The organism is Streptomyces sp. DvalAA-43, from assembly GCF_900091725.1.
GTDB lineage: Bacteria > Actinomycetota > Actinomycetes > Streptomycetales > Streptomycetaceae > Streptomyces > Streptomyces pulveraceus.
In genome coordinates, this window is record NZ_FMBW01000071.1 from 181,705 (window position 1) to 206,857 (window position 25,153).

Consider the following 25,153-nt stretch of genomic DNA (forward strand, 5'->3'; position numbering starts at 1 on the left):
CGCCTACTACCCAGAATGCACCTTTCGTACCTACATGCGAATCTGGTGATGGCCCATCGTCCGAGTTCCGCAACAGGAGGCACGATCGTGGGCAAGAAGCAGAGTCGACAGAACCGCGGTGCCCGCACCGGCGGCCATGAACGCAGCACTGCTCCGGAGACGAAGGAGCAGACGCAGCCGACAGCCGCCCAGGACACGGTGCACTCGATCTCGGAGCAGGTCTCTCACCGGAAGCAGCGGAGGTTCGGCCACAACTGATCCTCGTATCTCCGTAGAACCGAACGACAACCGCCCTCCGCGGCGGCGCCCCTCGGGGATCGCCGCCGCGGAGGGCGGTTTTTTCTGCGTCCATGAGCCCGTGAAACCGTGAGCCTGTGAATCCCTGAGCCCCTGAGCACGTGAATCCGGGTGCCGATGCGCCCGTGACACTCTGCGACCCCCGGCCGAAATGCCACCCGTTCGGGTCTCGGCCGGGGGTTTATCTACGCGCGGAGCCATGAGGACCGAACGATCATTCGGGCATATCAGACCAGTTATTCCACAGCTATTACCGGCCGGTACCCATAGCTGCTAGAAACGTGGCGCTCAATCAACCCCCCACCCACCCCCCACACTTCGGAGGGCTGACAGCCATGTCAGTACGGAGATTCTGGGCGTCCGCATCCACTCTGGTCCTCGCCGCCGCGGCCGCGCTGGGCATTGCCCAGCCGGCCTCGGCGAACTCCTCGGCCGCCGCCGGCGGATACGTCGCACTCGGCGACTCGTACTCCTCCGGCGTCGGTGCCGGAAGCTATCTTTCCGACAGCGGCGACTGCCGCCGCAGCACCAACGCCTACCCCTACCTCTGGGCCGCTGCGAACTCCCCTTCGTCCTTCGCCTTCGTGGCCTGTTCCGGTGCCACGACCAGCTCGGTGGCCGGAACCCAGCTGGGGGCGCTGAACTCGTCCACCGGTCTGGTCAGCGTCACCGCGGGCGGCAACGACGTCGGGTTCGCCGATGTCATGCAGGACTGCGTGCTGTCCGGTGAGGCCACCTGCCTCAGCAGCGTCGGCACGGCCGTGTCACAGATCGAGAACTCGCTGCCGTCCGGACTGAGTTCGCTCTACGGCTCCATCCGCTCACGGGCCCCGCAGGCCCATGTCGTGGTGCTGGGCTATCCGCGCTTCTACCAGCTGAGCGGCAGCTGTATCGCCGGGCTCTCGGAGAAGGAGCGGTCCGCCATCAACAACGCGTCCGACGTGCTGAACGGGGTCATCGCCAAGCAGGCCGCCGATGCCGGGTTCACGTTCTCCAGCGTGGTCGACGAGTTCACCGGGCACGAGCTGTGCTCCGGTGACCCGTGGCTCCACAGCGTGTCGTTGCCGATCTACAACTCGTACCACCCCAAGGCCGCCGGTCAGTCCGGCGGTTACCTCCCGGCCTTCCGCTCGGCCGCGTAGGACGCGGACGAGAGAGGTGCGGGAGTGCGGCGGGCCACCGGGGGTTCTCCCGGGGCCCGCCGCACTGCCGCCACCGGTCAGGCGGGGTCCGACGCGGCACCCGGCCTGCGCAGGGTCAGGGCGGCGACCGCGGCGAGTACGGCGGTGGCCGCGGCGGCCCACCAGCCGTGGCGGAAGGCGTCGAGCGCCTCGCCCGGCCCGTCCGGCGCACCGAGCAGCGTGACCATCAGGGCCACACCCAGCACCGAACCCGTCTGGCGGGCCATCGTGGTGACGGCCGATCCGGTGGCGAAACGGGTGGGCGGGAGCGCCGCGGCGGCCGCGCCGACCAAGGTCGGGAGGGCCAGACCGACGCCGATGCCGGTGACCAGCATGCCGGGGAGGAAATCGCTCGCGTAAGCCGGAGCCGTACCGAGGGAGACGGCCCACCAGGCCAGCCCGGCGGCGAAGAGCAGGCAGCCGACCGCCGCGGTGCGCCCCGCCCCGAGCCGGCGGACCACCGGTCCCGAGAGGACCGCGAGCGCGGGCACGACCAACGGCCCCGGCGCGACGGCGAGTCCGGTACGGATCGCCGAGTACCCCCACACCTGCTGGCACCAGAGCACCGACGTCAGCAGCATCGCCGCGAACGCGACGGTGAAGAGCAGGGCCGCGAGGGTGGCCGTCGCGAAGACCGGAGTACGCAGCATCGGCAGTTCGACGACCGGGGCCGGATGCCGGGCGGAGCGCATCCAGAAGCCCGCGGCGAGGACGGCCGTCGCGACCAGCGCGACCAGGACGCGCGGCGAACTCCAGCCCCAGGCATCGGCCTTGACCAGGGCGAGGGCCAGCGCGCCTATCGCGAGGGTGAGCAGCACCGCCCCGACAAGATCCGGGAAGGGGCCCTCGCGGTGCGGACGGGCGTCGGGCAGCAGCCGTGCGCCCATGAGCAGCCCGATCACGCCGACCGGCACGTTGACGAGGAAGACCCAGCGCCAGTCCGCCTCCACCAGCACACCGCCGACCACCGGGCCGAGACCGGCCGCGATGCCGCCGATCGCCGCCCAGCTCCGGATCGCCCGGGGGCGGCGCTCCGCCGGGGTGTTGACCAGCAGGAGGGCGAGGGACGTCGGCATCAGCGCGGCGGCTCCGGCCGCTTGCAGCGCGCGGGCGGCCACCAGCCAGCCGACTCCCGGGGCGAGGGCGCAGAGCGCGGAGGCGACGGTGAAGACCGCCAGCCCGAGAAGGAAGCCTCGGCGGTGGCCGTACCGGTCGGCCAGTCGGCCCGCGACGACGAGCAGGGCGGCGAAGACGATCGCGTACGCGTTGAGCACCCAGGACAGCGAGGCGAGGGACGTGCCGTCGAAGGCGTCGCCGAGTGCGGGGACCGCGACATTGACGATGAACAGGTCGAGATTCACCACGAAGACACCGGCCGAGATGATCCAGACGGTGGCCCGCGAGGTGGGCGGGGAGGGGGCGGAAGCAGAGGAGGAAGTGGCCGCCCGAGCAGCCGGCGCCGGAGGGGGTGGGTTTGATTTTCCAACTGTCATGGCGGCAAGGTAGCGCCAGTGAGTTTGAGATGGCAACCTTGTGGTGATGAGTGCTGCACAGGAACCCCACGCCCGTACCGCCCCGACGGTCACGCTGCCCGGTCGGCCCTGCTCGGCCGCCGCGGCACTGCATGTGGTGGGTGAGAAATGGGCGCTGCTCGCGGTGCGCGAGATCTTCTTCGGCAACCACCGGTTCGAGGCGATCGCCCGCAACACCGGCGCGCCCCGCGACCGTCTCGCGGTGCGGCTGCGCTCACTGGAGCAGGCGGGGGTGGTGGAGCGGCGGCCCTACAACGAACGCCCGCCGCGCTACGAGTACCACCTGACCGATTCCGGACGCGACCTCGCGCCGGTCATCCGGGCGCTGCTGGACTGGGGCGACCGGTGGGTGCGGGAGGACCGGCCGGTGGTCATGCTCCACGAGCCGGGCGCGGACGGCCGGGCGGATGGACAGACGGATGGACAGGCGGACAGCCGGGCGGATGGGCCTGCGCATGCGCAGGCACCCACGCATGCGCACGATCTCGATGCGACGTGGATCTGCCGCACCTGCGGCGAGGAAGTCGTGATGAACACGCTGACGGTCGATGTCCGCGCCCCCGGGTGGGACCGCTCGGGCCCCAGGGCGTCGAGCCCGTCCGACAGCTGACGACCGGCGACCGGCGGCGGTGAGGCCTCAGGCTCGACGGCGTCGACGGCTCGGAGCGTTGGTACTTCTTGGTACTGCTGGTGCCGCTCGACACCGCTGGTAGCGCTAGTACCGCTCGACGAGATGCTCCCGGCCCGCCGGGGGCTCGTACGGCTCGGGCCAGAAGTCGGTGATCCCGCTGATCCGCCCCGCCGCGTCGAACACGAAGAAATGGATGGCGTGCAGCTCCTCGGCGCCGGCCGTGAAGCGCGTACGGACGGCGGCCTGCCGCCCCTCGCCGTCGGCCACCACGCGCTCGACGCGGACGCGCCGGTCGCCGGGGTGCTCCCGGTTGAATCTCAGATACCGGTCCTTCCCGCGAATCCGCTCGCGCGCCTGCGGCAGCTCGTACAGCACCTCGTCGGCCAGCGTCGCGGCGAAGGCGTCCCAGTCGCGGGCTTCGGCCGCGCTCCAGTACGTCTCCGCCACGGCGCGCAGATCGGCAGTCGTCGTCATGGTTCCGAGTCTGAACCCCACCACTGACAATCGGCCGCGGTTCAGGAATCGGCCGCCCTGGACGCCTTGATGGAGTACATCAGCGGGATGCGCGGCCGGTCGGCGGGGAAGCGGTAGAAGCCGTCGCTCTGCCGCTCCAGCGTCGGGAAGCGGGCGAAGAGCGAGGCGTCGTGCTCGTGCAGGAACTCGATCCGCAGCCCGGCGGCGGCCAGCGCCGACACCACGTCGCCGATCGGGTGCTGCCATTCGACGCTGCGGTTGTGGACGGTGGGCGCGTCGAAGTCCGCGTACGTGCCGGGCGTCTCGTCCACCCAGGCGTCGCGGCTGAAGTAGTCGTGCTCGACCTTCGTCCCGGTGGCGTCGTCGAGGCAGTCCGTCATCGGATGGAATTCCGCGAGGTAGAGGAAGCCGCCCGGCGCCACGAGCGAGGCGGCGGTCTCGGCCCAGCGGCGGGTGTCGGGCAGCCAGTTCAGCGCGCCGATGCCGGTGTAGACGATGTCGTACGACGAGTCGGGGACGGCCTGCGCCGCGTCGTGGACGTCGGCCGCGACGAACGCCGCCCGGTCCTGGCTGAACCCGAGCTCACGGGCCAGGGCGCGCGCGGTCTCGACGGCCGGTTCGGAGAAGTCCAGGCCGACGACCTGTGCGGCACCGTGCCGGGCCCAGGAGAGGGTGTCGACCCCGATGTGGCACTGGAGGTGCAGCAGGGACTTGCCCGTGACGTCCCCGACCTCGGCGAGCTCGAAGTCGCGCAGGGCGTCCTTGCCCGCGCGGAAGGATTCGAGGTCGTAGAAGTCGCTCGTGGCGTGTATCGGGACCCGCTCGTCCCAGTGCGCGCGGTTTGCCTCGTGCCAGTCGGCAGGGGTCGATGCATGCATGCCGGGAGGTTATCCACAGGCTGAGGACGAGGCGAACGAATTGTCGGCGTTCCGACGCAGAATGGGGGACATGACTGAGACCAATGGCCCGACGAAGGCCCCTTCCGCCCAGGCCCACGCTTCCGCCCCGAAGTGGGAGCAGCGCTTCCGGGCGCCGCGCGTGTCGCTGCCCGACTGGGCGGAGGACGCGCCCGACCGCGCGCTGTTCGTCTCCAATGCCACGGGCACGTACGAGCTGTACGCATGGGACCGTGCCACCGGCGAGCAGCGCCAGGTCACCGACCGGCCGAACGGCACGACGGACGGGGTGCTGACGCCCGACGGGGAGTCGGTCTGGTGGTTCGACGACACCGACGGCGACGAGTTCGGGGTGTGGATGCGCCAGCCGTTCCACGGCGCCGGGGACGGCGGGCCGGGTGCGGTGGTGGACGAACCGGCGGCGCCCGGCCTCGCCCCCTCCTACCCGGCCGGACTCGCGATCGGCCGCGACGGTACGGCGGTGGTCGGCCGCTCGACCGACGAGGACGGGACGACGATCCATGTCGTACGGCCCGGGGCGGCGCCCGTGGAGATCTACCGCCACCGCGAGTCGGCGGGCGTCGGTGACCTCAGCCATGACGGGACGCTGATCGCCCTGGAGCACACCGAGCACGGCGACGCGATGCACTCCGCGCTGCGCGTGGTGCGGCCGGACGGGACGACGGTCGCCGAGCTGGACGACACCGAGGGCGGTACGAAGGAGCTGGGCCTGTCCGTGCTGGGCTTCGCCCCCGTCGCCGGGGACACCCGGCTCCTGGTCGGGCACCAGCGGCGGGGCCGCTGGGAGCCGATGATCTGGGATCCGACGACGGGCGAGGAGACGGACCTCGCGATCGATCTGCCCGGCGATGTGGTCGCCGAGTGGTATCCGGACGCCTCCGCGCTGCTGATCGCGCACGGCTTCGAGGCCCGCAGCGACCTGTGGCGGTACGAGCCGGAGGCGGGCGGCGCCCCCGTCCGGGTGGAGACCCCCGCGGGTTCGGTGTCGGGTGCCACGGCCCGGCCTGACGGCACGGTGGAGTATCTGTGGTCCTCGGCCGCGCAGCCGCCGGTCATCCGGTCCACCTCGGGTGCGGTGGTGCTCGATCCGCCCGGTCCGAAGGCCCCGGCGTCCGTGCCGGTGGAGGACGCGTGGGTGGACGGGCCCGGGGGCCGGGTCCATGCGCTGGTGCAGCGGCCCGCCGCCCCGGCCGAGGGGCCGTTCCCCACGGTCTTCGAGATCCACGGCGGCCCGACCTGGCACGACAGCGACGCCTTCGCCTCCGGCCCCGCCGCCTGGGTGGACCACGGCTACGCGGTCGTCCGGGTCAACTACCGCGGTTCCACCGGTTACGGCCGCGCCTGGACGGACGCGCTCAAGCACCGGGTCGGCCTGATCGAGCTGGAGGACATCGCCGCGGTCCGGGAGTGGGCGGTGAAGTCCGGCCTCGCGGACCCGGAGCGGCTGGTCCTGGCCGGTGGCTCCTGGGGCGGCTATCTGACCCTGCTCGGCCTCGGTGTGCAGCCGGACGACTGGGCCCTCGGCCTGGCGGCGGTCCCGGTCGCCGACTACGTCACGGCGTACCACGACGAGATGGAGGACCTGAAGGCGATGGACCGGACGCTGCTGGGCGGCACGCCGGAGGAGGTTCCCGAGCGCTTCGAGGCCTCGTCGCCGCTGACGTATGTCGACGCGGTCCGGGCGCCGGTCTACATCTCGGCGGGCGTCAACGACCCGCGCTGCCCGATCCGCCAGGTCGAGAACTACGTCGACCGGCTGAAGGACCGGGCCGCGGTGCACGAGGTGTACCGGTACGACGCGGGACACGGTTCGCTCGTCGTGGAGGAGCGGATCAAGCAGGTCCGCCTGGAACTGGACTTCGCCCGGCGCCACCTGGCCCCGGAGCCGGGTCCGTCCGCCGCGTAACCGGCAGGCGCAGGCGGCAGGCGGGGCCGGGCCCGGGGGCTTCCGTCGGCGGCACCCCGCTCCGGGCGGCCGGAGCGGGGACCGTACCGTGGAGGGGTGTACCGGTTCCTGCTGACCCCGCGATGGTGGGGAATCAACCTCTTCGTCGTGCTGGCCATCCCGTTCTGCGTGTTCATGGGCACCTGGCAGCTCGGCCGCTTCGAGGACCGCGTGCAGACGCACGACGCCGCCGAGAAGCAGCCCGCCCCGGGCACGAGACCCGCCAAGCCGATCGAGGAGCTCCTGCCCGTCGACACGGTGACCTCCGGCCGTCCCGCCATCGCCACCGGCCGGTACGCCGACCAGTTCCTGGTGCCCGGACGGAAGTTGGACGACAGGAGCGGCTTCTACGTACTGAACATGCTCCGTACGGACACTGGCAAAGCTCTGCCGGTGGTACGCGGCTGGCTGCCCGGCAAGCCCGGCCACACCGCCGTGCCCGCCGCACCGACCGGCACGGTCACGGTGACCGGTGATCTCCAGGCGTCCGAGAACACCGGCACGACGGGTGTCGACACGGAGGGCGGGCTTCCCGACGGCCAGTTGGGCATGATCAGCGCCGCGTCCCTGGTCAACCTCGTCCCGTACGACGTGTACGACGCATGGGTGACCCTCCAGGACACCGGCGGCGCGACCGGCGGGGGTGCCGGGGACAAGGCCGCCGGCGCGCTGCGTCCCGTACCGGCCGCTGTGGCGCAGGGCACCGGGCTCGACCTGAAGGCCTTCCAGAACCTCGGCTACACCGGCGAGTGGTTCGTCTTCGCGGGGTTCGTGCTCTTCATGTGGTTCCGGCTGGTCCGCCGCGAGGCCGAAGCCGCACGCGACCTGCAACTGGGCCTCGTCGAGGAAGCGGAAACCGAAGCGGAAGCCGAGGCGGAAGAGGGAGCGGAAGCCGAGGCGGGGGCAGCGCCCGGATCCGGGGCCGACAAGGACGCCGTGGGTACCGGAACCGTCTGAGACACGTACGCACCATGAGGGGCCCGCCGGATCGACGATCGTCGGCGTGGTCGGCGAGCGCCCCGCCGAGCCACGGCCCGAGCGCGACCGGCGGGCCCCTCATGGTGCGCGTCTGCCCTCATGATGTGCGTCTGCCGTGCCTCTGTCGTGCGTTGCGCGGCCTCACGTCGTGGGGGCCAGCACCCCGGTCCGGTAGATCGTGCCCGAGCAGGCGTTGTCGATCTTCGTCTCCGCGATCGGTGCCCCGGGCTCCGGCGTGTGCATCACGGAGACGCTGCCGTCCTGCGTCCCGCCGCCGTCCTCGCTGCCGGACTGCGCGACGGTCTCCGACGTCCCGTCACCACCTCCCGTGCCGCCGGCGGCGGCCGCGGCGCCGCTCGCGCCGCCCGCGTCCTCGGACGGTGTCGGGCTCGGCGAGCCTCCGACGGTCGGGCAGGTGTCCTTGGGCACCCAGGCGAACTTCACCTCGTACGCCATCGACGGCTTCAGCAGCACCGTCCCCTGCTCATGCGACGGATCGGGCAGTCCGGACGCCGCGTCGCCCGCGGTGTGGTGGACGACCGCGATCCTGGCCGGGTCGGCCGCGCCGATCGCCTGGAAGCCCACGCTGCCGCTGCTGCTCACCGAACACTCCGTGCCGGAGACATTGGCGATCCGGAAGGTGCCGTAGACCGTGCCGTCGGAACCGGCCGCACCGGTCTCGGCCGAGGCGACGCCGAGCTGTCCCGGGTCGCAGGCGGGCATGGCGACCATCGCGGAGCTGCTCGGATCGGCGCCTCCGCCGGACAGGTGCCCGTCCTCGCCCTGGCCGCGGCTGTCGGCGGGGCTGCTCGTGCTCGTGGGCTGGTCCGGGCCGCCGTCGGCCTGCCCCTCGGTGCTGCCGCTGCTGCTCTTGCCGCCGGACTGCGAGCCGGTGTCGGTGCCGTTGCCGCCCTGCGCCTGCTCGCCGTGTCCGGCTATCGCGGGGTTGGCGTTGCCCGAACCGTCGGAGTTCGCGACATGGACGAAGGCGGGGACCGCGGTGCCGATGAGCAGCGCCGCGGCCGCCAGGCCGACGACGGCCTGGCGCCGCTTGGCGCGGCGGACGGGAACCGCGCGTTGCAGATGGTCGAGCGTGCCGTCGCTGGGCTCGATGTTCTCGACGACGCCGTGCAGCATGCGGCGCAGGGCGGCCTCGTCGATGCCCGCACCGTCGCCCGCGACGCCGCCATCGGCACCCGGGCCGTTGGCCGGGGCCGGGCCCCGGCCCGAACCGAAGAGGTTGCTCAGGGTGGCGAGCTCGGCGGTCTCAGCGGCGGCCGCGGTGGTCGCCTCAGTCCCAGCAGAGTCACCAGCCCCAGCGGACCCACCAGACCCCCCGGCCCCAGCCGTCCCATCAGCCCCAGCCGATTCACCCGGCTCATCCGGCACATCCGGCACATCCGGCCCGTCCGGCACATCCGGCCCGTCCGGCGCATCCGGCCCGTGGTTCACAATCCCGTTTCCAGTCCGGTCAATCCGCCGCTCACGCAGCTGTTCACGTTCGGGCTCGTTCTCGGGCTCGTTCTTAGGAGCGTTCTCGGAGACGTTCTCGGATTCGTTCTCGTACTCGCGGTCGCCGCGGCTCATCCCTGCGCCTCCATCACGATGCGCAGTGCCGCGATCCCGCGGGAGCCGTAGGCCTTGACCGAGCCCAGGGATATCCCCAGCGTCTCGGCCACCTGGACCTCCGTCATGTCCGCGAAGTAGCGCAACACCAGCACCTCCCGCTGGCGCCGCTGGAGCCCCCGCATCGCCTTGATCAGCGCGTCCCGCTCCAGCTGGTCGTACGCGCCCTCCTCCGCGCTCGCCATGTCCGGCATCGGCTTGGAGAGCAGCTTCAGGCCGAGGATGCGGCGGCGCAGCGCGGAGCGCGAGAGGTTGACGACGGTCTGACGCAGATACGCCAGTGTCTTCTCCGGGTCCCGTACCCGGTTGCGCGCCGAGTGCACGCGGATGAACGCCTCCTGCACCACGTCCTCGCAGGAGGCCGTGTCGTCCAGGAGCAGGGCGGCGAGGCCGAGCAGCGACCGGTAGTGGGCGCGGTAGGTCTCGGTGAGATGGTCGACCGTGGTTCCGGCAGCCACGCCCTCCTCAGCACCCTCGCGCTGCGAGGGCAGCCGGGTGGAGCGAGCAGCGGGCATGGGCGCAATCACCGGCATACCGCCGGGTGCGCGGGGCCGTCGGAGCGGACGCACCGAAGCGCCGCGCAAGGGGCCCACCACTGTGATATCGAGAACCTCTGCCACGCCAGTTGGACACGTTTCCCCCCGTCAGGGTTGTACGCGCGCGCCACCGCGTTCGGCGCTGTGCGACATGCCCTCATACGTACCTGCTCTTCCCCGAATGCCCCGAATGTGCGCCCCGCCGCGCCAGAGGTGACCGCAAAGACGCGCACTCCCCGGCCAGTGGTTGCAGCAGGCCGAAAGCCATCGTCGGATATGGCAACACCCCAGCTCAAGAGGTTGAGGATTTCAACTTACTCACAGGGCATTCACAGAATGCGTACAAAACAGGTTCGATCAGGACCGGGTCGGCTTCGATCAGGAGCGGGGGAACTCCGCGGCCACCGATTCGGCGATCTGGGCCACGTTCAGCGCCGCGCCCTTGCGGAGGTTGTCGCCGCAGACGAACAGCTCCAGGCCCCGGGAATCATCCAGTGACCTGCGCACTCGTCCGACCCAGGTCGGATCGGTGCCGACGACGTCGGACGGTGTCGGGAAGTCGCCCGCCGCCGGGCTGTCGTACAGCACCACGCCCGGTGCCGTCGCCAGGATCTCGTGGGCCCGGTCGACCTCGATCTCGTTCTCGAACCGGGCGTGCACGGACATCGAGTGCGTCGCGATGACGGGAACGTACACACAGGTGGCCGCGACCCGCAGGCTCGGCAGGTCCAGGATCTTGCGGCACTCCTCGCGGATCGCCAGCTCCTCCGACGACCAGCCGTCCCCGGCGTCCGTCCCGGCCCAGGGCACCACATTGAGGGCCACCGGGGCGGCGAAGGGGCTGCCTTCCGTGTCCCCCAGGGCCCGGCGTACGTCCCCGGGCTTCGTGCCCAGCTCCGTACCGGCGACCAGCGACAGCTGTTCGCGCAGTGCCGCGACACCGTCCCGGCCCACCCCGCTCACCGCCTGGTACGAGGAGACGACCAGTTCCCGCACACCGAACTCGGCGTGCAGCGCGCCGACCGCGACGATCAGCGCGAGCGTCGTGCAGTTCGGGCTGGCGACGATGCCGCGTGGCCGGATCCGTGCGGCGTGCGGATTGATCTCGGGCACGACCAGCGGGACGTCCGCGTCCAGCCGGAACGCGGCGGAGTCGTCGATGACGACCGTGCCCTTGGCGGCGGCGATCGGCGCCCACCGCGCGGAGACGTCGTCGGGCACCAGGAACAGCGCCACGTCCACGTCGTCGAAGACGTCCTCGGTGAGTTCGAGGACCTCGGTCTCCTCGCCGCGCACGACCAGCTTGCGGCCGGCCGAACGCGGCGAGGCGATCAGCTTCACCTCGCCCCAGACATCCGCGTGCTGCGAAAGGATCTGGAGCATGACGCCGCCGATCGCCCCGGTCGCTCCGACGACCGCGAGCGAAGGGCGGCGCGCGGTCATCGGCCGGTGCCCCCGTAGACGACGGCCTCGTCGGAGTCGCTGTCGAGGCCGAAGGCGGTGTGCACGGCGCGCACGGCCTCGATGACGTCGTCGGCGCGGGTGACCACCGAGATACGGATCTCGGACGTCGAGATCAGCTCGATGTTCACACCGGCGTCCGACAGCGCCTCGAAGAAGCCCGCCGTGACCCCGGGGTTGGTCTTCATACCGGCGCCGACCAGGGAGATCTTGGCGATCTGGTCGTCGTAGCGCAGCGAGTCGAAGCCGATGGTGCCGCGGTTGCGCTCCAGGGCGTCGATGGCCTTGCGGCCCTCGGCCTTGGGCAGCGTGAACGAGATGTCGGTCAGCCCGGTCGACGCGGCGGAGACGTTCTGCACCACCATGTCGATGTTGATCTCCGCGTTGGCGATGGTGCGGAAGATCGCGGCGGCCTCGCCCGGCTTGTCGGGCACGCCGACGACGGTGATCTTGGCCTCGGAGACGTCATGGGCGACTCCGGAGATGATCGCGTGCTCCACCTGCTGGTCCCCTTGCGGCTCGTTGCTGACCCAGGTTCCGCGCAGTCCGGAGAAGGACGAGCGGACATGGATCGGGATGTTGTAGCGGCGTGCGTACTCCACGCACCGGTGCAGCAGCACCTTGGAGCCGGACGCGGCCAGCTCCAGCATGTCCTCGAAGGAGATCCAGTCGATCTTCCGGGCCTTCTTCACGACCCGCGGGTCGGCGGTGAAGACACCGTCCACATCGGTGTAGATCTCACAGACCTCGGCGTCCAGCGCGGCCGCGAGGGCGACGGCGGTGGTGTCGGACCCGCCGCGACCGAGGGTGGTGATGTCCTTCTTGTCCTGGGACACACCCTGGAACCCCGCGACGATCGCGATGTTCCCCTCGTCCAGCGCGGTACGGATACGGCCCGGCGTCACATCGATGATGCGCGCTTTGTTGTGGACCGAGTCGGTGATGACGCCCGCCTGGCTCCCGGTGAACGACTGGGCCTCGTGGCCCAGGTTTTTGATCGCCATCGCCAGCAGGGCCATGGAGATCCGCTCTCCGGCGGTCAGCAGCATGTCGAACTCACGCCCGGCAGGGATCGGGGATACCTGCTCGGCGAGATCGATCAACTCGTCCGTCGTGTCGCCCATCGCTGACACCACGACAACCACCTGGTTGCCGTTCTTCTTGGCATCGACGATTCGCTTGGCGACGCGCTTGATGCCTTCGGCATCGGCTACGGAGGAGCCTCCGTACTTCTGCACGACAAGGCCCACGTGCGCTCCTCGCTCAGTCCATTACTGCGGTCGACTCAGTTTAACGAGCAGCCCGGAAACGCCTCGCTGATACCACATGGTGAGATGTCCCGCTCAGCACGTGATCATCGGCGTGTCGCCCCGGGCCGCTCGTACAGGTCTGCTGCCCGCCGATCAGGCCCGCACTCCCGTATGTGGCCCAGCCCACACGGCCGGTCGCCCGGTCGCCGGATCCGCTACTGGACCGGCCGCAGCCCCAGCGGACCCGCGATCTCCTCGGCCATCACGCGGCCGGCCTCCTCGGCGAGGTCGTCGTCGATGGTCTCCGAGTCGGTGTCCAGGCCGTCCAGCTCCTGGAGGGGCTGGTTGAGGCGGATGTGGGCGATCAGGGACTGGAGGGCGCGCAGGGTGGCGGAGGCGGTGGAGCCCCAGTTGGAGAAGTAGGAGAACTGCCACCACCACAGGGCCTCGGTGGTGCGGTCCGCCTCGTAGTGGGCCAGGCCGTGGCGCAGGTCGGTGACCAGGTCGGCCAGGTCGTCCGAGATCCGGGCCGGGACCGGGGCCTTGCGGGGCTCGTACGGGTCGAAGACCTCGGAGTAGACGTCGATCGGCTCCAGCAGGGCGGCGAACCGCTCGCGCAGGCCGTCCGCGTCCGGCTCCGCGCCGAGATCCGGCTCGTAGCGCTCGTCGGGGAGGATGTCCTCGTACGCGCCGAGCCGGCCGCCCGCCAGCAGGAGCTGGGAGATCTGGAGCAGCAGGACGGGGACCGCTTCCTCGGGCTCCTCGACCTTGGACACCTCGGTGACCGCGACGATGAACGTCTTGATCTGGTCGGCGATCTGGACGGCGAAGTCGTCCGGGTCCTGCGTGACGGAGTTCAGCGTGGCGTCAGACATCGAGGGGACCTCCCGTGGGCACGGTCGCGAACGGTGAGTAGAACATAGCGTCGCTGAACGTAAAGCCGCCGTGAGTCGCGGGAACGGCCGGGGAAGCGGTCGTGAAGACCGTGGCGGGAACGGACCTGGAGGCGGTCGCGAGGGCCGTCCCGGAAGCGGTCGTGAAGACCGTGGCGGGAATGATCGTGGAGACCGTCGCCGGGAGGACGCCGGGAGCCGTGCGGGTGTCAGACATCGAGCAGGCGCCTCCCCTCGAAGGCGCGGCCCAGGGTGACCTCGTCCGCGTACTCCAGGTCGCCGCCCACCGGCAGCCCGCTGGCCAGCCGGGTGACCCGCAGGCCCATCGGCTTCACCATCCGCGCGAGGTACGTCGCGGTGGCCTCGCCCTCCAGGTTGGGGTCGGTCGCCAGGATCAGCTCCGTGATCGAGCCGTCCGCGAGGCGGGCCAGCAGTTCACGGATGCGCAGGTCGTCGGGACCGACGCCCTCGATCGGGCTGATCGCGCCGCCGAGTACGTGGTACCGGCCCCGGAACTCACGGGTCCGCTCGATCGCGACGACGTCCTTCGGCTCCTCGACCACGCAGATCACCGACGTGTCCCGGCGCGCGTCCCGGCAGATGTTGCACTGCTCCTGCTGGGCGACGTTGCCGCAGACCGAACAGAACCGGACCTTGTCCTTGACCTCCAGGAGCGCGTGGGCGAGCCGGCGCACATCGGTCGGCTCGGCCTGCAGGATGTGGAAGGCGATCCGCTGCGCGCTCTTGGGACCGACGCCGGGCAGTCTGCCCAACTCGTCGATGAGGTCCTGAACCACGCCTTCGTACAACGGGAACGCCTTCCTTTCCTGAGCTGTTCCGGGTGCCTGATCCGTTCCGGGTGGGCCGGAGGGTCAGAAGGGGAGGCCGGGCATGCCGCCCAGGCCCTGGGCCAGCGGGCCCAGCTTCTGCTGCTGGAGCTGCTGCGCGTTCTCGTGGGCCGCCTGGACCGCGGCGACGACGAGGTCGGCGAGCGTCTCGGTGTCCTCGGGGTCGACCGCCTTCGGGTCGATCACCAGGTTGCGGAGCTCTCCGGAGCCGGTCACGGTCGCCTTCACGAGACCGCCACCCGCCTGCCCCTCGACCTCGGTCCTGGCCAGTTCCTCCTGGGCCGTGGCGAGGTCCTGCTGCATCTTCTGGGCCTGCTGCAGCAACTGCTGCATATTGGGCTGACCACCACCGGGAATCACGGTCGCTCCTGGCAATTCGACGACAAAATGTTTTGGTACGCCGAGCCTACGTGGTCACCGGGCAGCGCGCCCCACTCACTGGCGCGCAACTCTTTCGGGTGAGTTTCAAGCGGGGCTTGCCACGCTCCTATACCTGATCACAGCCTCCGCGCACCCGGGAATACCGCGTTTTCTCCTCCACGGCCCACCATTCGGCGGTAGGAAGGGCATGCGCATCAGGACACCCAGGCACACCGGTCGTCACGCAAGGTTACCCACGCGGGACTGTCGGCCACGCCGGAGAGCAGTGAGCACCCCGCCGTCTCGCACACATCGCCGCTTCACGCGTCGCTACGCAGAATGCAGAGGAGTACCCGGTGAGCCAGCCGGAGATGCAGCCCGAGGGGCCGCCCCGCAACGAGCCCGGTTCGGCCGGCTCGGCCGGTTCCTCCGGTTCGGGCTCCGGCGCACGCGGCCGGGGCGCCCGGGGCCGGGATCTGACCGGTGCGCCGTTCCCGCTGGGCGACTGGGGCGAACCCGCCGACCGCCTCGACGAGCTGTACCGCTGGGTCGAGGCCGACGCGCTGCGCACCGCCGACTGGTACCTGGGCGACCGGGTGTGGAAGCGCCGCGCGGCCAGGGCGCTGCGGGTCGGGACGGCGGTCGGGGCGCTGGCGGGCGCCGCGCTGCCGTTGCTCGATCTGACCGGGGTGGTGCACGGGGCGGCGGGCTGGGGCTATCTCTCGCTGCTGCTGGGCGCCGCGAGCATGGCGTTCGACCGGTACTTCGGCCTCACCTCCGGCTGGATAAGGAATCTCGCCACCGCCCAGGCCGTGCAGCGGCGCCTCCAGGTGCTCCAGTTCGACTGGGCGTCGGAGTCCGTACGGGAGGTGCTCGGCCCGACCGAGGGCACGGCCAGCGAGGCGGCCGAGCGGTGCCTGGGCGTGCTGCGGCGGTTCTCGGAGGACATCACGGAGCTGGTGCGCACCGAGACCGCGGACTGGATGGTGGAGTTCCGGGCCGGGCCCGCGCCGATGGGGATGCAGGCGCTGTCCTCGGGCGGCGGGAACAGCGGGCGTCAGGACCAGGGGGTGCTGCCGGGGCGGTTCCCGCTGCAGACGATGGCCCGGCCGAACATGCCGCGCCAGCGCCCCCCGGAGTCCCCGCGGTGACCCCGGTACGCCCGAGGTCACCGGCCCCGGCCGCGGCGACGGCCGCTAGCTGAAGATGATCATGGAGCCTTGGGCGAGGCTCCGGGTCGCCGCCGCGTGCAGGCCCAGCCAGACGTGCCGCTCACGGGCGAACGGGCTGTCGTCGTACGGCATCGGGGCCGCCGGCTCCTCCAGGGAGGTCGGCGCGGCGGGCGGCAGCGGGGCGAGCGGCGGGTTCGCCGGGTCGATGCCTATGGACGGGGCGACGTACTGGAGCTCCCGCAGCAGTCCGTGCGAGGAGCCGAGCGGGCCGCCGCCCTCCAGCAGGTCGTCGGCACAGAGCGGGGCGGCGAAGTCCAGCGGGACGTACGCCCCGGCGTGGTCGTAGTGCCAGACCAGGTGGGACTGACGGGCCGTCGCCTCGAACATCTCCAGCAACTGCTCGTAGTCACCGCCCAGTTCGCCGACCGGCGTGACGGCGAATCCGCTGAGCTGGAGCAGGAAGGCGCGGCGCAGGAAGTGCAGGGCGTCGTAGTCGAAGCCCGCGACCGGCGCGACGTCGCCCGTCAGCCCCGGCATGTACGCGTACACGGGAACGGGCGGCAGTCCGGCCTCGCCCAACGCCTTGTCGTAGACGGCTATCTCTTCGGCGAACGGGTTGTCGGGGCTGTGGCACAGCACGTCGACGAGGGGAACCAGCCACAGGTCACAGGCCACGAAGTCTCGCTCTCCCACGGGTACGCAACGAAGTGTTCAGGATGGTCGGGACAGACAGCGTAATGCGGTGTGCGCGTTGCGCACAGTGGCCAGTGGCCAGTGGCCAGTGGGAGCGAAGCGGCGGGGCGGGGCTACGCCTCCGGCGCACCGGGGCCGGGGGTCCGCCCGCCGCGCCCCGGATGTGCGAGCTCACCGGCGGCGAGCCGGTCCGCCCAGTTCAGCGCGTGGGTGTTGTAGTCGTCCATCACCGCGCGCACCGCGTCGTGGTCGCCGAGCGTGATCGCCGCGACGAGATCCTCGTGGCCGTGCCAGAGCCAGTCCCGGGCGGCCGGGTCGTGGCGCAGGTAGGGCACCGCGAACACCCAGGCCTGGATGCGCAGTCGGTGCAGGAAGCCGTTGATGTACGCGTTGCCCACGAGCGTGCCCAGCTCGCGCCAGAACCGCAGGTCGTAGCCGATGAGGATGTCGAGGTCGCCGCCGCGTGCCGCCCGCGCGGCCTCCTGGGCCCGGCGGCGCACGGCGACCAGGCAGTCCCGGTACACCGCCCGTTGCGCGGGCGAGAGCCCGGCGCCGAAGAAGATGCCGCGGATGACCCCGTCGATGACCAGGCTGCGGGCCTCGACCAGGGACCGGTAGTCGGCGACGGTGAACTCCCGTACCCGGAAGCCCCGGTGCTGGTCCGATTCCAGCAGTCCCTGCGCGGAGAGATCGAAGAGTGCCTCGCGGACCGGGGTCGCCGAGACCCCGTACTGCTCGGCGATCTGCTTGACCGTGAACTCCCGCCCCGGCTGCAGACGTCCGGCGAGCACTTCGTCACGCAGCGCGTCCGCGATCTGCTGCCGCAGCGTACTGCGGGTCACAGCTCCGCTCGCGCACATGGCGCCCCTCCCCATTTTTCGGCTCCGGTCACCTTAAGCCAGGGCCGCTGTGCCCGGATCCGGGCAGGGGAGGGGCGTCGTGCCACCGGGCCGCCCGGTCGGGCCGCCCGGCAGCGGGTCACACTGTGTGTTCGTCCGCGACCGACAGCGCCGCGTCGAGGGCCGCGAGGCCCTCCTTGGCCTCGGCCTCGGTGATGTTGCAGGCCGGCACGGCGTGCGTGCGGTTCATGTTGATGAAGGGCCACAGGCCGTTCTTCTTGGCCGCGGCGCCGAAGGCCGCCATCGGCGCGTTGGCCTCGCCCGTCGCGTTGTACGGGACCAGCGGCTCGCGGGTCTCCTTGTTGCGGACCAGGTCCAGCGCCCAGAACGCGCCGAGGCCGCGGACCTCGCCGACCGACGGGTGGTTCTCGGCGAGCTCGCGCAGACCGGGGCCGAGGACCGTCTCGCCGATGTGCGCGGCGTTCTCGATGACCTTCTCGTCCTCCATCACGTGGATGGTGGCGACGGCCGCCGCGCAGGCCAGCGGGTGACCGGAGTAGGTCAGTCCGCCCGGGTAGGCGCGGGTCTCGAAGGTCGCGGCGATCTCGGCGGAGATCGCGACGCCGCCGAGCGGTACGTAACCGGAGTTGACGCCCTTGGCGAAGGTCATCAGGTCCGGCACCACGTCGAAGTGGTCGGCGGCGAACCACGTGCCGGTGCGGCCGAAGCCGGCCATGACCTCGTCGAGGACGAAGACGATGCCGTACCGGTCGCAGATCTCGCGGACGCCCGCGAGGTAGCCGGGCGGCGGCGTCATGATGCCCGCGGTGCCGGGGATCGTCTCCAGGATGATCGCGGCGATGGTGCCGGGGCCCTCGAAGGCGAGGGTGTCCTCCAGGTGCTGGAGCGCGCGGGCGCACTCCTCGGCCTCGGTCTCGGCGTGGAACGGCGAGCGGTAGAGGAACGGCGCCCAGAAGCGGACGACGCCCGCCGAGCCGTTGTCGGACGGCCAGCGGCGCGGGTCACCGGTCAGGTTGATCGCGGTGGAGGTGGCGCCGTGGTACGAGCGGTAGGCGGAGAGCACCTTCGTGCGGCCGGTGTGCAGCCGGGCCATCCGTACGGCGTTCTCGACGGCCTCGGCACCGCCGTTGGTGAAGAAGATCTTGTCCAGGTCGCCGGGGGTGCGCCCGGCGATGAGGCGTGCGGCCTCGGAGCGCGCCTCGATCGCGAACGCGGGGGCGAAGGTGGCGAGCTTGCCCGCCTGCTCCTGGATCGCGGCGACGACGGTGGGGTGCTGGTAGCCGATGTTGGTGTAGACGAGGCCGCTGGTGAAGTCCAGGTAGCGGTTGCCGTCGTAGTCCCAGAAGTACGCACCCTCGGCGCCGGCGACGGCGAGCGGGTCGATCAGACCCTGGGCGGACCAGGAGTGGAACACGTGCGCGCGGTCGGCGGCCTTCACGGCCGCACCGGCGGCGGGGTCGACATGAGGGGCATGAGGGGTCATGCGGCGAGCGTAGGCGGCTCCGGGAGCGGCCCGACATGACCACCTTGTATGGCGTGGGGCGCTCTGCTGGGCAGGGTGTCGTGTCGTCGGCGCCCGAGCCGATGCGGACCGTTCCGGAACGGCCGCCCGGTGCGCGGCCTCTTCCCGCACGGGCCTTCTCCGTGTTCCCGGCCGAAGCCGCAACCGGCCCGGGTGCGCGCTGCGTGGGTCCTTATGATCGAGCGAGCCACGCGAGGCACCGCTCAGTGCCCACCCGGGGGAAGGACGTTCAGCGCCATGCAGAGCCTGTCGCCACAGGACCCGCGCGTCATCGGCGCCTACCGGCTGCTGGGCCGTCTCGGCGCCGGCGGCATGGGCCAGGTCTATCTGGCCCGGTCCGACCGCGGCCGCACCGTCGCGATCAAGCTGGTGCGCGGCGAGCTCGCCGAACAGCAGGAGTTCCGCGACCGGTTCCGCCACGAGGTGCGGGCCGCCCGCCAGGTCGGCTCCGCCTGGACCGCCCCCGTGCTGGACGCGGACACCGAGGCCGCCGTGCCCTGGGTCGCCACCGGATACGTCGCCGGGCCCTCCCTGCACGCCACCGTCACCGGCCGCTCCCGCACCCCCGAGGGGACGGTCTCCGGCGCCTACGGCCCGCTGCCCGAGCGTTCGGTCCACATCCTGGGCACCGGTCTCGCCCACGCCCTGCGGGCCATCCATGCCGCCGGGATCATCCACCGCGACCTCAAGCCCTCCAACATCCTGCTGACGATAGACGGGCCGCGCGTCATCGACTTCGGCATCGCCCGAGCGCTCGACACCGTCGCCGACGGCAGCGTCACCCGCACCGGGGCCCTGGTCGGATCGCCCGGCTTCATGGCGCCCGAGCAGGTGCGCGGCGAGCGGGTGACCCCGGCGTGCGACGTGTTCTGTCTGGGCTCGGTGCTGGCGTACGCCGCGACCGGGCGGCTTCCGTTCGGGGCGTCGGACAGCGGCGCTGCCGCGCAGATGTTCCGGATAGCGAAGGAGGACCCGGACCTGACCGGCGTCCCCGACGCCCTCGTCGAACTGGTCCGGGACTGCCTGCACAAGGACCCGGCCGCCCGCCCGACGACCGACGCGATCCTGGCGCGCCTGGGCGTCCCCGACTCGGCCGAGCCCTGGCTCCCCGCCGCACTGATAGCCCAACTCGGCCGCCACGCGGTGGGGTTGCTGGACTCGGAGGACCCGGAGGAGGAGGTGCCCCCCGCTCCCGCACCGGCCCCCGCCCCCTCTCCCGCACCGGCCCCCGCCCCCTCTCCCGCGCCGGACGTGAGACCCCCGGCGCCCGTGCCTCCCGCGCTCCCCGCGGACCACCTCACGCACACGCCGCCCACGACGGCCGCCCCCGCGCCCTCTCCCCCGGCCCCCGGCTACGGCTACCCGCCGCTGTCCACCCAGCCGCACCCCGGCCAGGGCTTCGGCCCGCCCCATACCCCCGCCTCCGGGTACGGCTATCCACCGCAGCAGCAACAGCCGTACCAGCAGCCCGGGTTCGGCCCCACACCCCCGTTCGGCCCCGGGTACCCCACCGCCGCGCAGTCCGAGCCCGCGCCCGCCCGCCGCCGGAAGGGCCCGACCATCGCGCTCATCACCGTCGCCGCGCTGGTGGCCATCGGCGCGGGCGGGTCCGTCTACGCGCTCATGAACGGCAAGCCGACGCACCCCGACCCGTCCCCCACCGGCTCCGCGTCCGCCTCGGGCGGCTCCTCGGGCTCCTCGGACGACGACCCGTCGTCGCCGGACCCCTCCTCCAGCGGCGACCGGAAGAACGGCGACGGCAGCATCCCGTCCGGCTACCTCGGCACCTGGTCGGGCTCCATCGACAACGCGGCCGGCCACTCCACCCGCAAGCTCGTCATCCAGCAGGGCGCGGTCGGCGAGAACGTCCTCACCCTCACCGCGGACGGCCCGCTCGACACCGGCGGCTCCTACCACTGCGTCTTCCAGGCGACCCTGACCTCGGAGCCCTCCCCGGGCGGCCCCGTCGAGGTCGGCCCCTCCACGGTCACCACGGGCGAACCCATGACCTCCTGCACGGCGGGCAAGGCCACCACGCTCACCCTGCTCGCGGACGGCACCCTGAGCCGCGAGAACAACGACAACGGCGAGCGGCTCACGTACACGAAGGACGACTGAGCGGACGCGCTCCCCGCCGCCGTTCAGCGCAGCAGGGCAGTCGCGGCGTGGAGCAGCAACAGCGTGTGGACGAACCGGCCCGGCTTCGTAGGCGGGAAGTACCACGCCAGCGGCCACGTCCGGCCGCACAGGGCCGGGATCGGCACGTAACTGATCCGGCCCGCCGCCGCGTCGAGCCGAGTCGCCCCGACCGGCCAGGGTTTGCCCTCCGCGCTCCCCGCCGGGACGAGGAAGTACACCGCCCGCCGCCCGTTCGCCTCGGCGACGACGGGGCCGGGCTCGCCGCCCGTGATCGCCTCCATCAGACCGGCCAGCCGACGCCCTTCGTCCCCGTCCACACGTACGGCGTCGAATTGCACGCCCGTTCTGCGCAGTTGAAATCCGGAGTACGGAATCCACTGGAGGTTCTTTTCGCTTTTCGGTGCATTCACAGGACCAGTCTGGCCTCTGTTGGCTAGCGTTCCACTCAACTGATGAGGGACGTCGCATAGCCGTTGACCTGCGCGAACTCCCTTAAAACTCAGTTGAGTCCGGCAGTGCTGGGTAGTGACCGGTTGAGACCGGTTGAGTCGAAAAGGGATCGCAATGGCGCGAGCGGAGAACAAGGAAACGGCGAGCCCGACGGCCAAGTTGGTGGCCGATGTGGCCAAAAGGGCACGGCTTCGGAAAAGGATGACTCAGGAGCAGCTCGGAAACGAGATCGGCTTCTCGGCGGCGGCGGTAAGCGCCATGGAGACCTGCGCACAGCCCGCGAGCGACGACATGCTGGTGGCGCTGGAGCGGGCACTCGGGGACGGCCTGGGCATGTTCGAGCAAGCGCGGTTGTACATGCGGATGGAGGCGTATCCGCCGCAGTTCAAACCGCATGCTCCGCTTGAGCAGGCCGCGATCAGCCTCCACCTGTACGCGACTCACGTCGTGCACGGTCTGTTCCAGACGGAGGACTATGCCAGGGCGCTGATCGGTGGCGGCTACCCGCCGCTGTCGGACCAGCGGGTGGACCAGCTCGTGGAGGCACGCGTGCTCCGCAAAGCGCTCTTCGACCGGGATCCGCTGCCCATGATCGAGCTGATCCTCGAAGAGTCCGTGCTCACCAGGGTCATCGGCAACGCCTCGATCATGAGGGAGCAGATGCGACACCTCGCGGACCTTGCTCGCCTCCGCAACGTAACGCTCCTGGTGTTGCCTCTGGACTGCGGTAAGTTCGGAGAGTACGCAGGTGACCGAGGCGGCATGACGCTGGTGGAAACCCCTCAGCACGACCGACTCATCTACCTGGAGCCGCAGGATGAGAGTCTGCTGATCAGCGACCCTGGGAAGGTGAGCACGTACGCCCAGCGCTATGCGAAGATCCGGTCACAGGCCATGGGTCCTCGTGAATCGCTGGACCTCATCAAGCGGTTGGCAGGAGTAAAGGAATGACCAGCACCCTGCGGTGGTTCAAGTCCAGCTACAGCAGTGATAGCGGCGGCAACTGCATCGAGGTGGCCTTCAACTGGCACAAGTCCTCGTACAGCAGCTCCAGTGGCGGCGAGTGCATCGAGGTCGCGGTCTGCACCCACGCCGTCCACATCCGGGACTCCAAGGTGCCCGAGGGCCCCACGTTCGAGGTCGCTCCCGATGCCTGGACCACGTTCCTCACCTGGGCGAACTGACGTTTCGCGAGGTCGGGAGTGCCCCGGCCCCGCAAATGTGTACGACTTGTGGACGCCATGGCATACCCTGCGTTCCTGGGCCGCGCCCCTCTCTCATCTGCGGGTGCCATGCGGCCCTCTCTTACCGTGGGGGTAACTCGTTTTGCGTACGCGCAGAATCTCGGCCGCGACCTCGCTCGCAGTCCTCTTCAGCTCAGTGGTTCTGGTCGGCGGGGCGGCGAATCCGGCCGCCGCCGACTCCAGCAAGGTTCTTCCCGCCGCGTCGGTCGGCGACATCGTCGCCGACGGTGTGCACAAGCGGGTCTTCATCAGTGACCCGACCGGCGGCAAGGTGCTCGTCACCGATTACAACGGCGCGGTCGTCGGCACCATCACCTCTCTGCCGGGAGTGACCGGCCTCGAACTCTCCGCCGACTCCGGCACGCTGTACGCCGCCGTCCCGGGCGCCGACGCGATCGTCACCATCGACACGGCCGGGCTCAAGGAGTCCGCCCGGTACGCGACCGGCGAGGGCACCGACCCGAAGCACCCGGCGCTGGCGGGCGGCAAGCTCTGGTTCGGGTACGGGGCGGCGGGCGAGGGCAACATCGGATCGCTCGACCTGTCCGGCGCCGAGCCGGTCGTCACCCTGGACCAGGACCAGGACCGCACCTGGTTCTCCGCCCCGACCCTGGCGTCCACGCCCGGCGCACCGGGCACGCTGGCCGCCGGCATCGAGACGCAGAGCCCGGCAGAACTGGCGGTGTACGACGTCGCCTCGGGGACGGCCACGCGGACCGCGCACGCCTCCGTCGACGGCGGCAACATGCGCGACCTGGCGCTGAGCCCGGACGGCAAGCAGATCGTGGTGGCCAGTGCGGCCCCGAACCAGCACCAGGCGTACAACACGGCGGACCTCACGCGGGGGACCACGTACGCGTCCACCGCGTACCCCAACGCGGTCGACATCGCCCCGAACGGCACGGTCGCCGCGGGTTCGTCCGCCTGGTACGACCCGGACGTCTACGTCTACAAGCCCGGCAGCACCACCAAGCCGGTCCGTACGTACGACTTCCCCAACACCGGGAACAGCAGCGGAGCGGACACCCTGGCGGACGCGGGGCTGGCCTGGGCGCCGGACACCAGCAGGCTGTTCGCGGTCACCGAGAACAGCGCGGGCGTCCGTTCGCTGCGGGTGCTCACCGACGCCGTGAAGTCGGTCTCCACCGTCACGGTCAGCGCCCCGGCCAAGTCGGCGCTGAACAAGAAGCTGACCGTCACCGGCCGGGTGAAGTCCACGGGCGCGTTCCCGGCGGGCGCCAAGGCCACGGTCACGCGTACCGACATCGAGTCGCCCAAGGGCAAGGCACTGTCCTCGGTGACGCTCAAGTCGGACGGCAGCTTCTCCTTCACCGACACCCCGACCGCCGGCGGCCAGGTCACGTACAAGGTGTCGTACGCGGGCGACGCGACCCACTCCGCGGCCTCCGGCTCCGACAAGGTCGCCGTGCCCCGCACGGTCACCTCGATGAGCCTGAACCACAACAAGGCGCTGTACGCGTACGGCACCGACGTGACGTTCACCGCGCACCTCGGCAAGACGTACAAGAACCGCACCGTCGAGCTGTGGGTGGACCCGTTCGGGTCGGACAAGCCGAACAAGCTGGTGAAGACCGGCAAGGTCGACTCCAAGGGGAATCTGTCGACCAAGGTCGACATGACCCGGGACACGACCGTCTCCGCGGTGTTCAAGGGCGACGGCCGGTACACCTCGAAGAAGGTCACGTCGGTCGCGTACGCCAAGGTGAAGGTCTCGACCTCCATCGCCAAGCAGTACAAGACGGCGAAGATCGGCAAGACGTCGTACCGGTACTTCCACAAGAAGACCGACCCGGTCTTCACGACGACGATGACGTACTACAAGAACCGCGCGCACAAGCTGTCCCTGGAGCTGTACTACCAGGGCAAGTGGTACGACGCGGGCTCGCAGTTCTTCAAGCTCGGCACCGCCGGGAAGTCCATCGTGACGTTGCAGGGCACCCATGACACGGGCTTCCGGATGCGCGTCCGCGCCTCGTACGTGAACGGCACCTCGGGCGACACGGTGAACTCCACCACGCACGGCGCCTGGCAGTACTTCATCTTCACGAAGTGACCTGCTGAGGCGATGAGTTGAACGGTGGTGGGCCGGATCTCCCTTCCGCCCACCACCGGTCGGCCCGCCA

General features: G+C 70.8%; 24 protein-coding genes. 10 read left to right on the forward strand and 14 right to left on the reverse strand.

Annotated elements, in window-relative coordinates; all coding sequences use genetic code 11:
- The first annotated feature begins 87 nt into the window (after positions 1-87).
- Complete coding sequence (locus GA0115234_RS29030) at positions 88-258, forward strand: hypothetical protein (RefSeq protein ID WP_176729302.1); 171 nt, start codon at positions 88-90, stop codon at positions 256-258.
- A gap of 374 nt (positions 259-632) precedes the next feature.
- A complete protein-coding gene (locus tag GA0115234_RS29035; RefSeq protein ID WP_093547613.1) occupies positions 633-1,439 on the forward strand; it encodes an SGNH/GDSL hydrolase family protein in 807 nt (268 codons plus the stop codon).
- A 77-nt stretch (positions 1,440-1,516) separates the two neighbouring features.
- On the opposite strand, the gene GA0115234_RS29040 is transcribed toward GA0115234_RS29035, so the two are convergent.
- A complete protein-coding gene (locus tag GA0115234_RS29040) occupies positions 1,517-2,971 on the reverse strand; it encodes an MFS transporter (RefSeq protein WP_093547615.1) in 1,455 nt (484 codons plus the stop codon).
- A gap of 46 nt (positions 2,972-3,017) precedes the next feature.
- Here GA0115234_RS29040 and GA0115234_RS29045 point away from each other — a divergent pair, with 46 nt between their 5' ends.
- A complete protein-coding gene (locus GA0115234_RS29045) occupies positions 3,018-3,620 on the forward strand; it encodes a winged helix-turn-helix transcriptional regulator (protein WP_093548292.1) in 603 nt (200 codons plus the stop codon).
- A 105-nt stretch (positions 3,621-3,725) separates the two neighbouring features.
- Here the strand turns inward: GA0115234_RS29045 and GA0115234_RS29050 are convergent, their stop codons facing one another.
- Together GA0115234_RS29050 and GA0115234_RS29055 are read right to left on the reverse strand one after the other, a co-directional pair.
- Positions 3,726-4,115: a nuclear transport factor 2 family protein gene (locus GA0115234_RS29050; protein WP_093547617.1), complete on the reverse strand. Its 390-nt coding sequence runs from the start codon at positions 4,113-4,115 to the stop codon at positions 3,726-3,728.
- Positions 4,116-4,156: 41 nt separating this feature from the next.
- Complete coding sequence (locus GA0115234_RS29055; RefSeq protein ID WP_093547619.1) at positions 4,157-4,993, reverse strand: methyltransferase domain-containing protein; 837 nt, start codon at positions 4,991-4,993, stop codon at positions 4,157-4,159.
- Positions 4,994-5,063: 70 nt separating this feature from the next.
- Between GA0115234_RS29055 and GA0115234_RS29060 the strand changes: the two genes are divergently transcribed.
- Both GA0115234_RS29060 and GA0115234_RS29065 read left to right on the forward strand, forming a co-directional pair.
- Positions 5,064-6,938 (forward strand): S9 family peptidase, encoded by a 1,875-nt coding sequence (locus GA0115234_RS29060; protein ID WP_093547621.1) that lies wholly within the window; start codon positions 5,064-5,066, stop codon positions 6,936-6,938.
- A gap of 96 nt (positions 6,939-7,034) precedes the next feature.
- A complete protein-coding gene (locus GA0115234_RS29065) occupies positions 7,035-7,934 on the forward strand; it encodes an SURF1 family protein (RefSeq protein WP_093547623.1) in 900 nt (299 codons plus the stop codon).
- A gap of 162 nt (positions 7,935-8,096) precedes the next feature.
- Here GA0115234_RS29065 and GA0115234_RS29070 read toward each other — a convergent pair whose 3' ends face one another.
- From GA0115234_RS29070 to GA0115234_RS29105, 7 genes are all read right to left on the reverse strand, one after another.
- Positions 8,097-9,542 carry a hypothetical protein gene (locus GA0115234_RS29070; protein WP_202554254.1) on the reverse strand — a complete coding sequence of 482 codons (1,446 nt, stop codon included), beginning with the start codon at positions 9,540-9,542 and terminating at the stop codon, positions 8,097-8,099.
- Positions 9,539-10,114, reverse strand: a complete 576-nt coding sequence (locus GA0115234_RS29075; RefSeq protein WP_093547625.1) for a SigE family RNA polymerase sigma factor — start codon at positions 10,112-10,114, stop codon at positions 9,539-9,541. The genes GA0115234_RS29070 and GA0115234_RS29075 overlap by 4 nt, the downstream gene beginning before the upstream one ends.
- Before the next feature lie 381 nt (positions 10,115-10,495).
- The gene (locus GA0115234_RS29080) at positions 10,496-11,560 is read right to left on the reverse strand and encodes an aspartate-semialdehyde dehydrogenase (protein WP_093547627.1); all 1,065 of its coding nucleotides are present in this window, start codon (positions 11,558-11,560) and stop codon (positions 10,496-10,498) included.
- On the reverse strand, positions 11,557-12,828 hold the full coding sequence (locus GA0115234_RS29085) for an aspartate kinase (RefSeq protein WP_093547629.1): 1,272 nt from the start codon (positions 12,826-12,828) through the stop codon (positions 11,557-11,559). Before GA0115234_RS29085 ends, GA0115234_RS29080 begins: the two co-directional genes overlap by 4 nt.
- A 215-nt stretch (positions 12,829-13,043) precedes the next feature.
- Positions 13,044-13,703, reverse strand: coding sequence for a DUF5063 domain-containing protein (locus GA0115234_RS29090; protein WP_093547631.1), 660 nt, complete (start codon positions 13,701-13,703; stop codon positions 13,044-13,046).
- A gap of 227 nt (positions 13,704-13,930) precedes the next feature.
- Positions 13,931-14,530 carry a recombination mediator RecR gene (recR, locus tag GA0115234_RS29100; protein ID WP_093547635.1) on the reverse strand — a complete coding sequence of 200 codons (600 nt, stop codon included), beginning with the start codon at positions 14,528-14,530 and terminating at the stop codon, positions 13,931-13,933.
- A gap of 63 nt (positions 14,531-14,593) precedes the next feature.
- The gene (locus tag GA0115234_RS29105; RefSeq protein ID WP_093547637.1) at positions 14,594-14,929 is read right to left on the reverse strand and encodes a YbaB/EbfC family nucleoid-associated protein; all 336 of its coding nucleotides are present in this window, start codon (positions 14,927-14,929) and stop codon (positions 14,594-14,596) included.
- Positions 14,930-15,285: 356 nt separating this feature from the next.
- Between GA0115234_RS29105 and GA0115234_RS29110 the strand changes: the two genes are divergently transcribed.
- Complete coding sequence (locus GA0115234_RS29110) at positions 15,286-16,080, forward strand: SLATT domain-containing protein (protein WP_256088843.1); 795 nt, start codon at positions 15,286-15,288, stop codon at positions 16,078-16,080.
- Positions 16,081-16,125: 45 nt separating this feature from the next.
- Here GA0115234_RS29110 and GA0115234_RS29115 read toward each other — a convergent pair whose 3' ends face one another.
- The 3 genes from GA0115234_RS29115 to GA0115234_RS29125 form a co-directional block, all read right to left on the reverse strand.
- Entirely contained in the window at positions 16,126-16,776 is a 651-nt protein-coding gene (locus tag GA0115234_RS29115) for a hypothetical protein (RefSeq protein WP_093547639.1), read from the reverse strand.
- A gap of 131 nt (positions 16,777-16,907) precedes the next feature.
- On the reverse strand, positions 16,908-17,654 hold the full coding sequence (locus GA0115234_RS29120; RefSeq protein WP_093547641.1) for a GntR family transcriptional regulator: 747 nt from the start codon (positions 17,652-17,654) through the stop codon (positions 16,908-16,910).
- Positions 17,655-17,772: 118 nt separating this feature from the next.
- Complete coding sequence (locus tag GA0115234_RS29125) at positions 17,773-19,137, reverse strand: aspartate aminotransferase family protein (protein WP_093547643.1); 1,365 nt, start codon at positions 19,135-19,137, stop codon at positions 17,773-17,775.
- A gap of 276 nt (positions 19,138-19,413) precedes the next feature.
- Between GA0115234_RS29125 and GA0115234_RS29130 the strand changes: the two genes are divergently transcribed.
- The gene (locus GA0115234_RS29130; RefSeq protein WP_093547645.1) at positions 19,414-21,294 is read left to right on the forward strand and encodes a serine/threonine-protein kinase; all 1,881 of its coding nucleotides are present in this window, start codon (positions 19,414-19,416) and stop codon (positions 21,292-21,294) included.
- A gap of 23 nt (positions 21,295-21,317) precedes the next feature.
- Here GA0115234_RS29130 and GA0115234_RS29135 read toward each other — a convergent pair whose 3' ends face one another.
- A complete protein-coding gene (locus GA0115234_RS29135) occupies positions 21,318-21,653 on the reverse strand; it encodes a hypothetical protein (protein ID WP_256088866.1) in 336 nt (111 codons plus the stop codon).
- A 226-nt stretch (positions 21,654-21,879) separates the two neighbouring features.
- Here GA0115234_RS29135 and GA0115234_RS29140 point away from each other — a divergent pair, with 226 nt between their 5' ends.
- The 3 genes from GA0115234_RS29140 to GA0115234_RS29150 all read left to right on the forward strand — a co-directional run bounded on the left by GA0115234_RS29140 (position 21,880) and on the right by GA0115234_RS29150 (position 25,083).
- Positions 21,880-22,716 (forward strand): helix-turn-helix domain-containing protein, encoded by an 837-nt coding sequence (locus tag GA0115234_RS29140; protein ID WP_093547649.1) that lies wholly within the window; start codon positions 21,880-21,882, stop codon positions 22,714-22,716.
- Positions 22,713-22,949 carry a DUF397 domain-containing protein gene (locus GA0115234_RS29145; RefSeq protein ID WP_093547651.1) on the forward strand — a complete coding sequence of 79 codons (237 nt, stop codon included), beginning with the start codon at positions 22,713-22,715 and terminating at the stop codon, positions 22,947-22,949. The genes GA0115234_RS29140 and GA0115234_RS29145 overlap by 4 nt, the downstream gene beginning before the upstream one ends.
- Positions 22,950-23,091: 142 nt before the next feature.
- The gene (locus tag GA0115234_RS29150; RefSeq protein ID WP_093547653.1) at positions 23,092-25,083 is read left to right on the forward strand and encodes a hypothetical protein; all 1,992 of its coding nucleotides are present in this window, start codon (positions 23,092-23,094) and stop codon (positions 25,081-25,083) included.
- Positions 25,084-25,153 lie beyond the last annotated feature (70 nt).

Coding starts and splice junctions, on each gene's coding strand:
- GA0115234_RS29090 (WP_093547631.1), bottom strand. CDS start 13,703: ATGTCTGACGCCACGCTGAACTCCGTCACGCAGGACCCGGACGACTTC.
- GA0115234_RS29125 (WP_093547643.1), bottom strand. CDS start 19,137: ATGACCCCTCATGCCCCTCATGTCGACCCCGCCGCCGGTGCGGCCGTG.
- GA0115234_RS29070 (WP_202554254.1), bottom strand. CDS start 9,542: ATGAGCCGCGGCGACCGCGAGTACGAGAACGAATCCGAGAACGTCTCC.
- GA0115234_RS29040 (WP_093547615.1), bottom strand. CDS start 2,971: ATGACAGTTGGAAAATCAAACCCACCCCCTCCGGCGCCGGCTGCTCGG.
- GA0115234_RS29145 (WP_093547651.1), top strand. CDS start 22,713: ATGACCAGCACCCTGCGGTGGTTCAAGTCCAGCTACAGCAGTGATAGC.
- GA0115234_RS29050 (WP_093547617.1), bottom strand. CDS start 4,115: ATGACGACGACTGCCGATCTGCGCGCCGTGGCGGAGACGTACTGGAGC.
- GA0115234_RS29075 (WP_093547625.1), bottom strand. CDS start 10,114: ATGCCGGTGATTGCGCCCATGCCCGCTGCTCGCTCCACCCGGCTGCCC.
- GA0115234_RS29055 (WP_093547619.1), bottom strand. CDS start 4,993: ATGCATGCATCGACCCCTGCCGACTGGCACGAGGCAAACCGCGCGCAC.
- GA0115234_RS29140 (WP_093547649.1), top strand. CDS start 21,880: ATGGCGCGAGCGGAGAACAAGGAAACGGCGAGCCCGACGGCCAAGTTG.
- GA0115234_RS29120 (WP_093547641.1), bottom strand. CDS start 17,654: ATGTGCGCGAGCGGAGCTGTGACCCGCAGTACGCTGCGGCAGCAGATC.
- GA0115234_RS29035 (WP_093547613.1), top strand. CDS start 633: ATGTCAGTACGGAGATTCTGGGCGTCCGCATCCACTCTGGTCCTCGCC.
- GA0115234_RS29130 (WP_093547645.1), top strand. CDS start 19,414: ATGCAGAGCCTGTCGCCACAGGACCCGCGCGTCATCGGCGCCTACCGG.
- GA0115234_RS29045 (WP_093548292.1), top strand. CDS start 3,018: ATGAGTGCTGCACAGGAACCCCACGCCCGTACCGCCCCGACGGTCACG.
- GA0115234_RS29080 (WP_093547627.1), bottom strand. CDS start 11,560: ATGACCGCGCGCCGCCCTTCGCTCGCGGTCGTCGGAGCGACCGGGGCG.
- GA0115234_RS29060 (WP_093547621.1), top strand. CDS start 5,064: ATGACTGAGACCAATGGCCCGACGAAGGCCCCTTCCGCCCAGGCCCAC.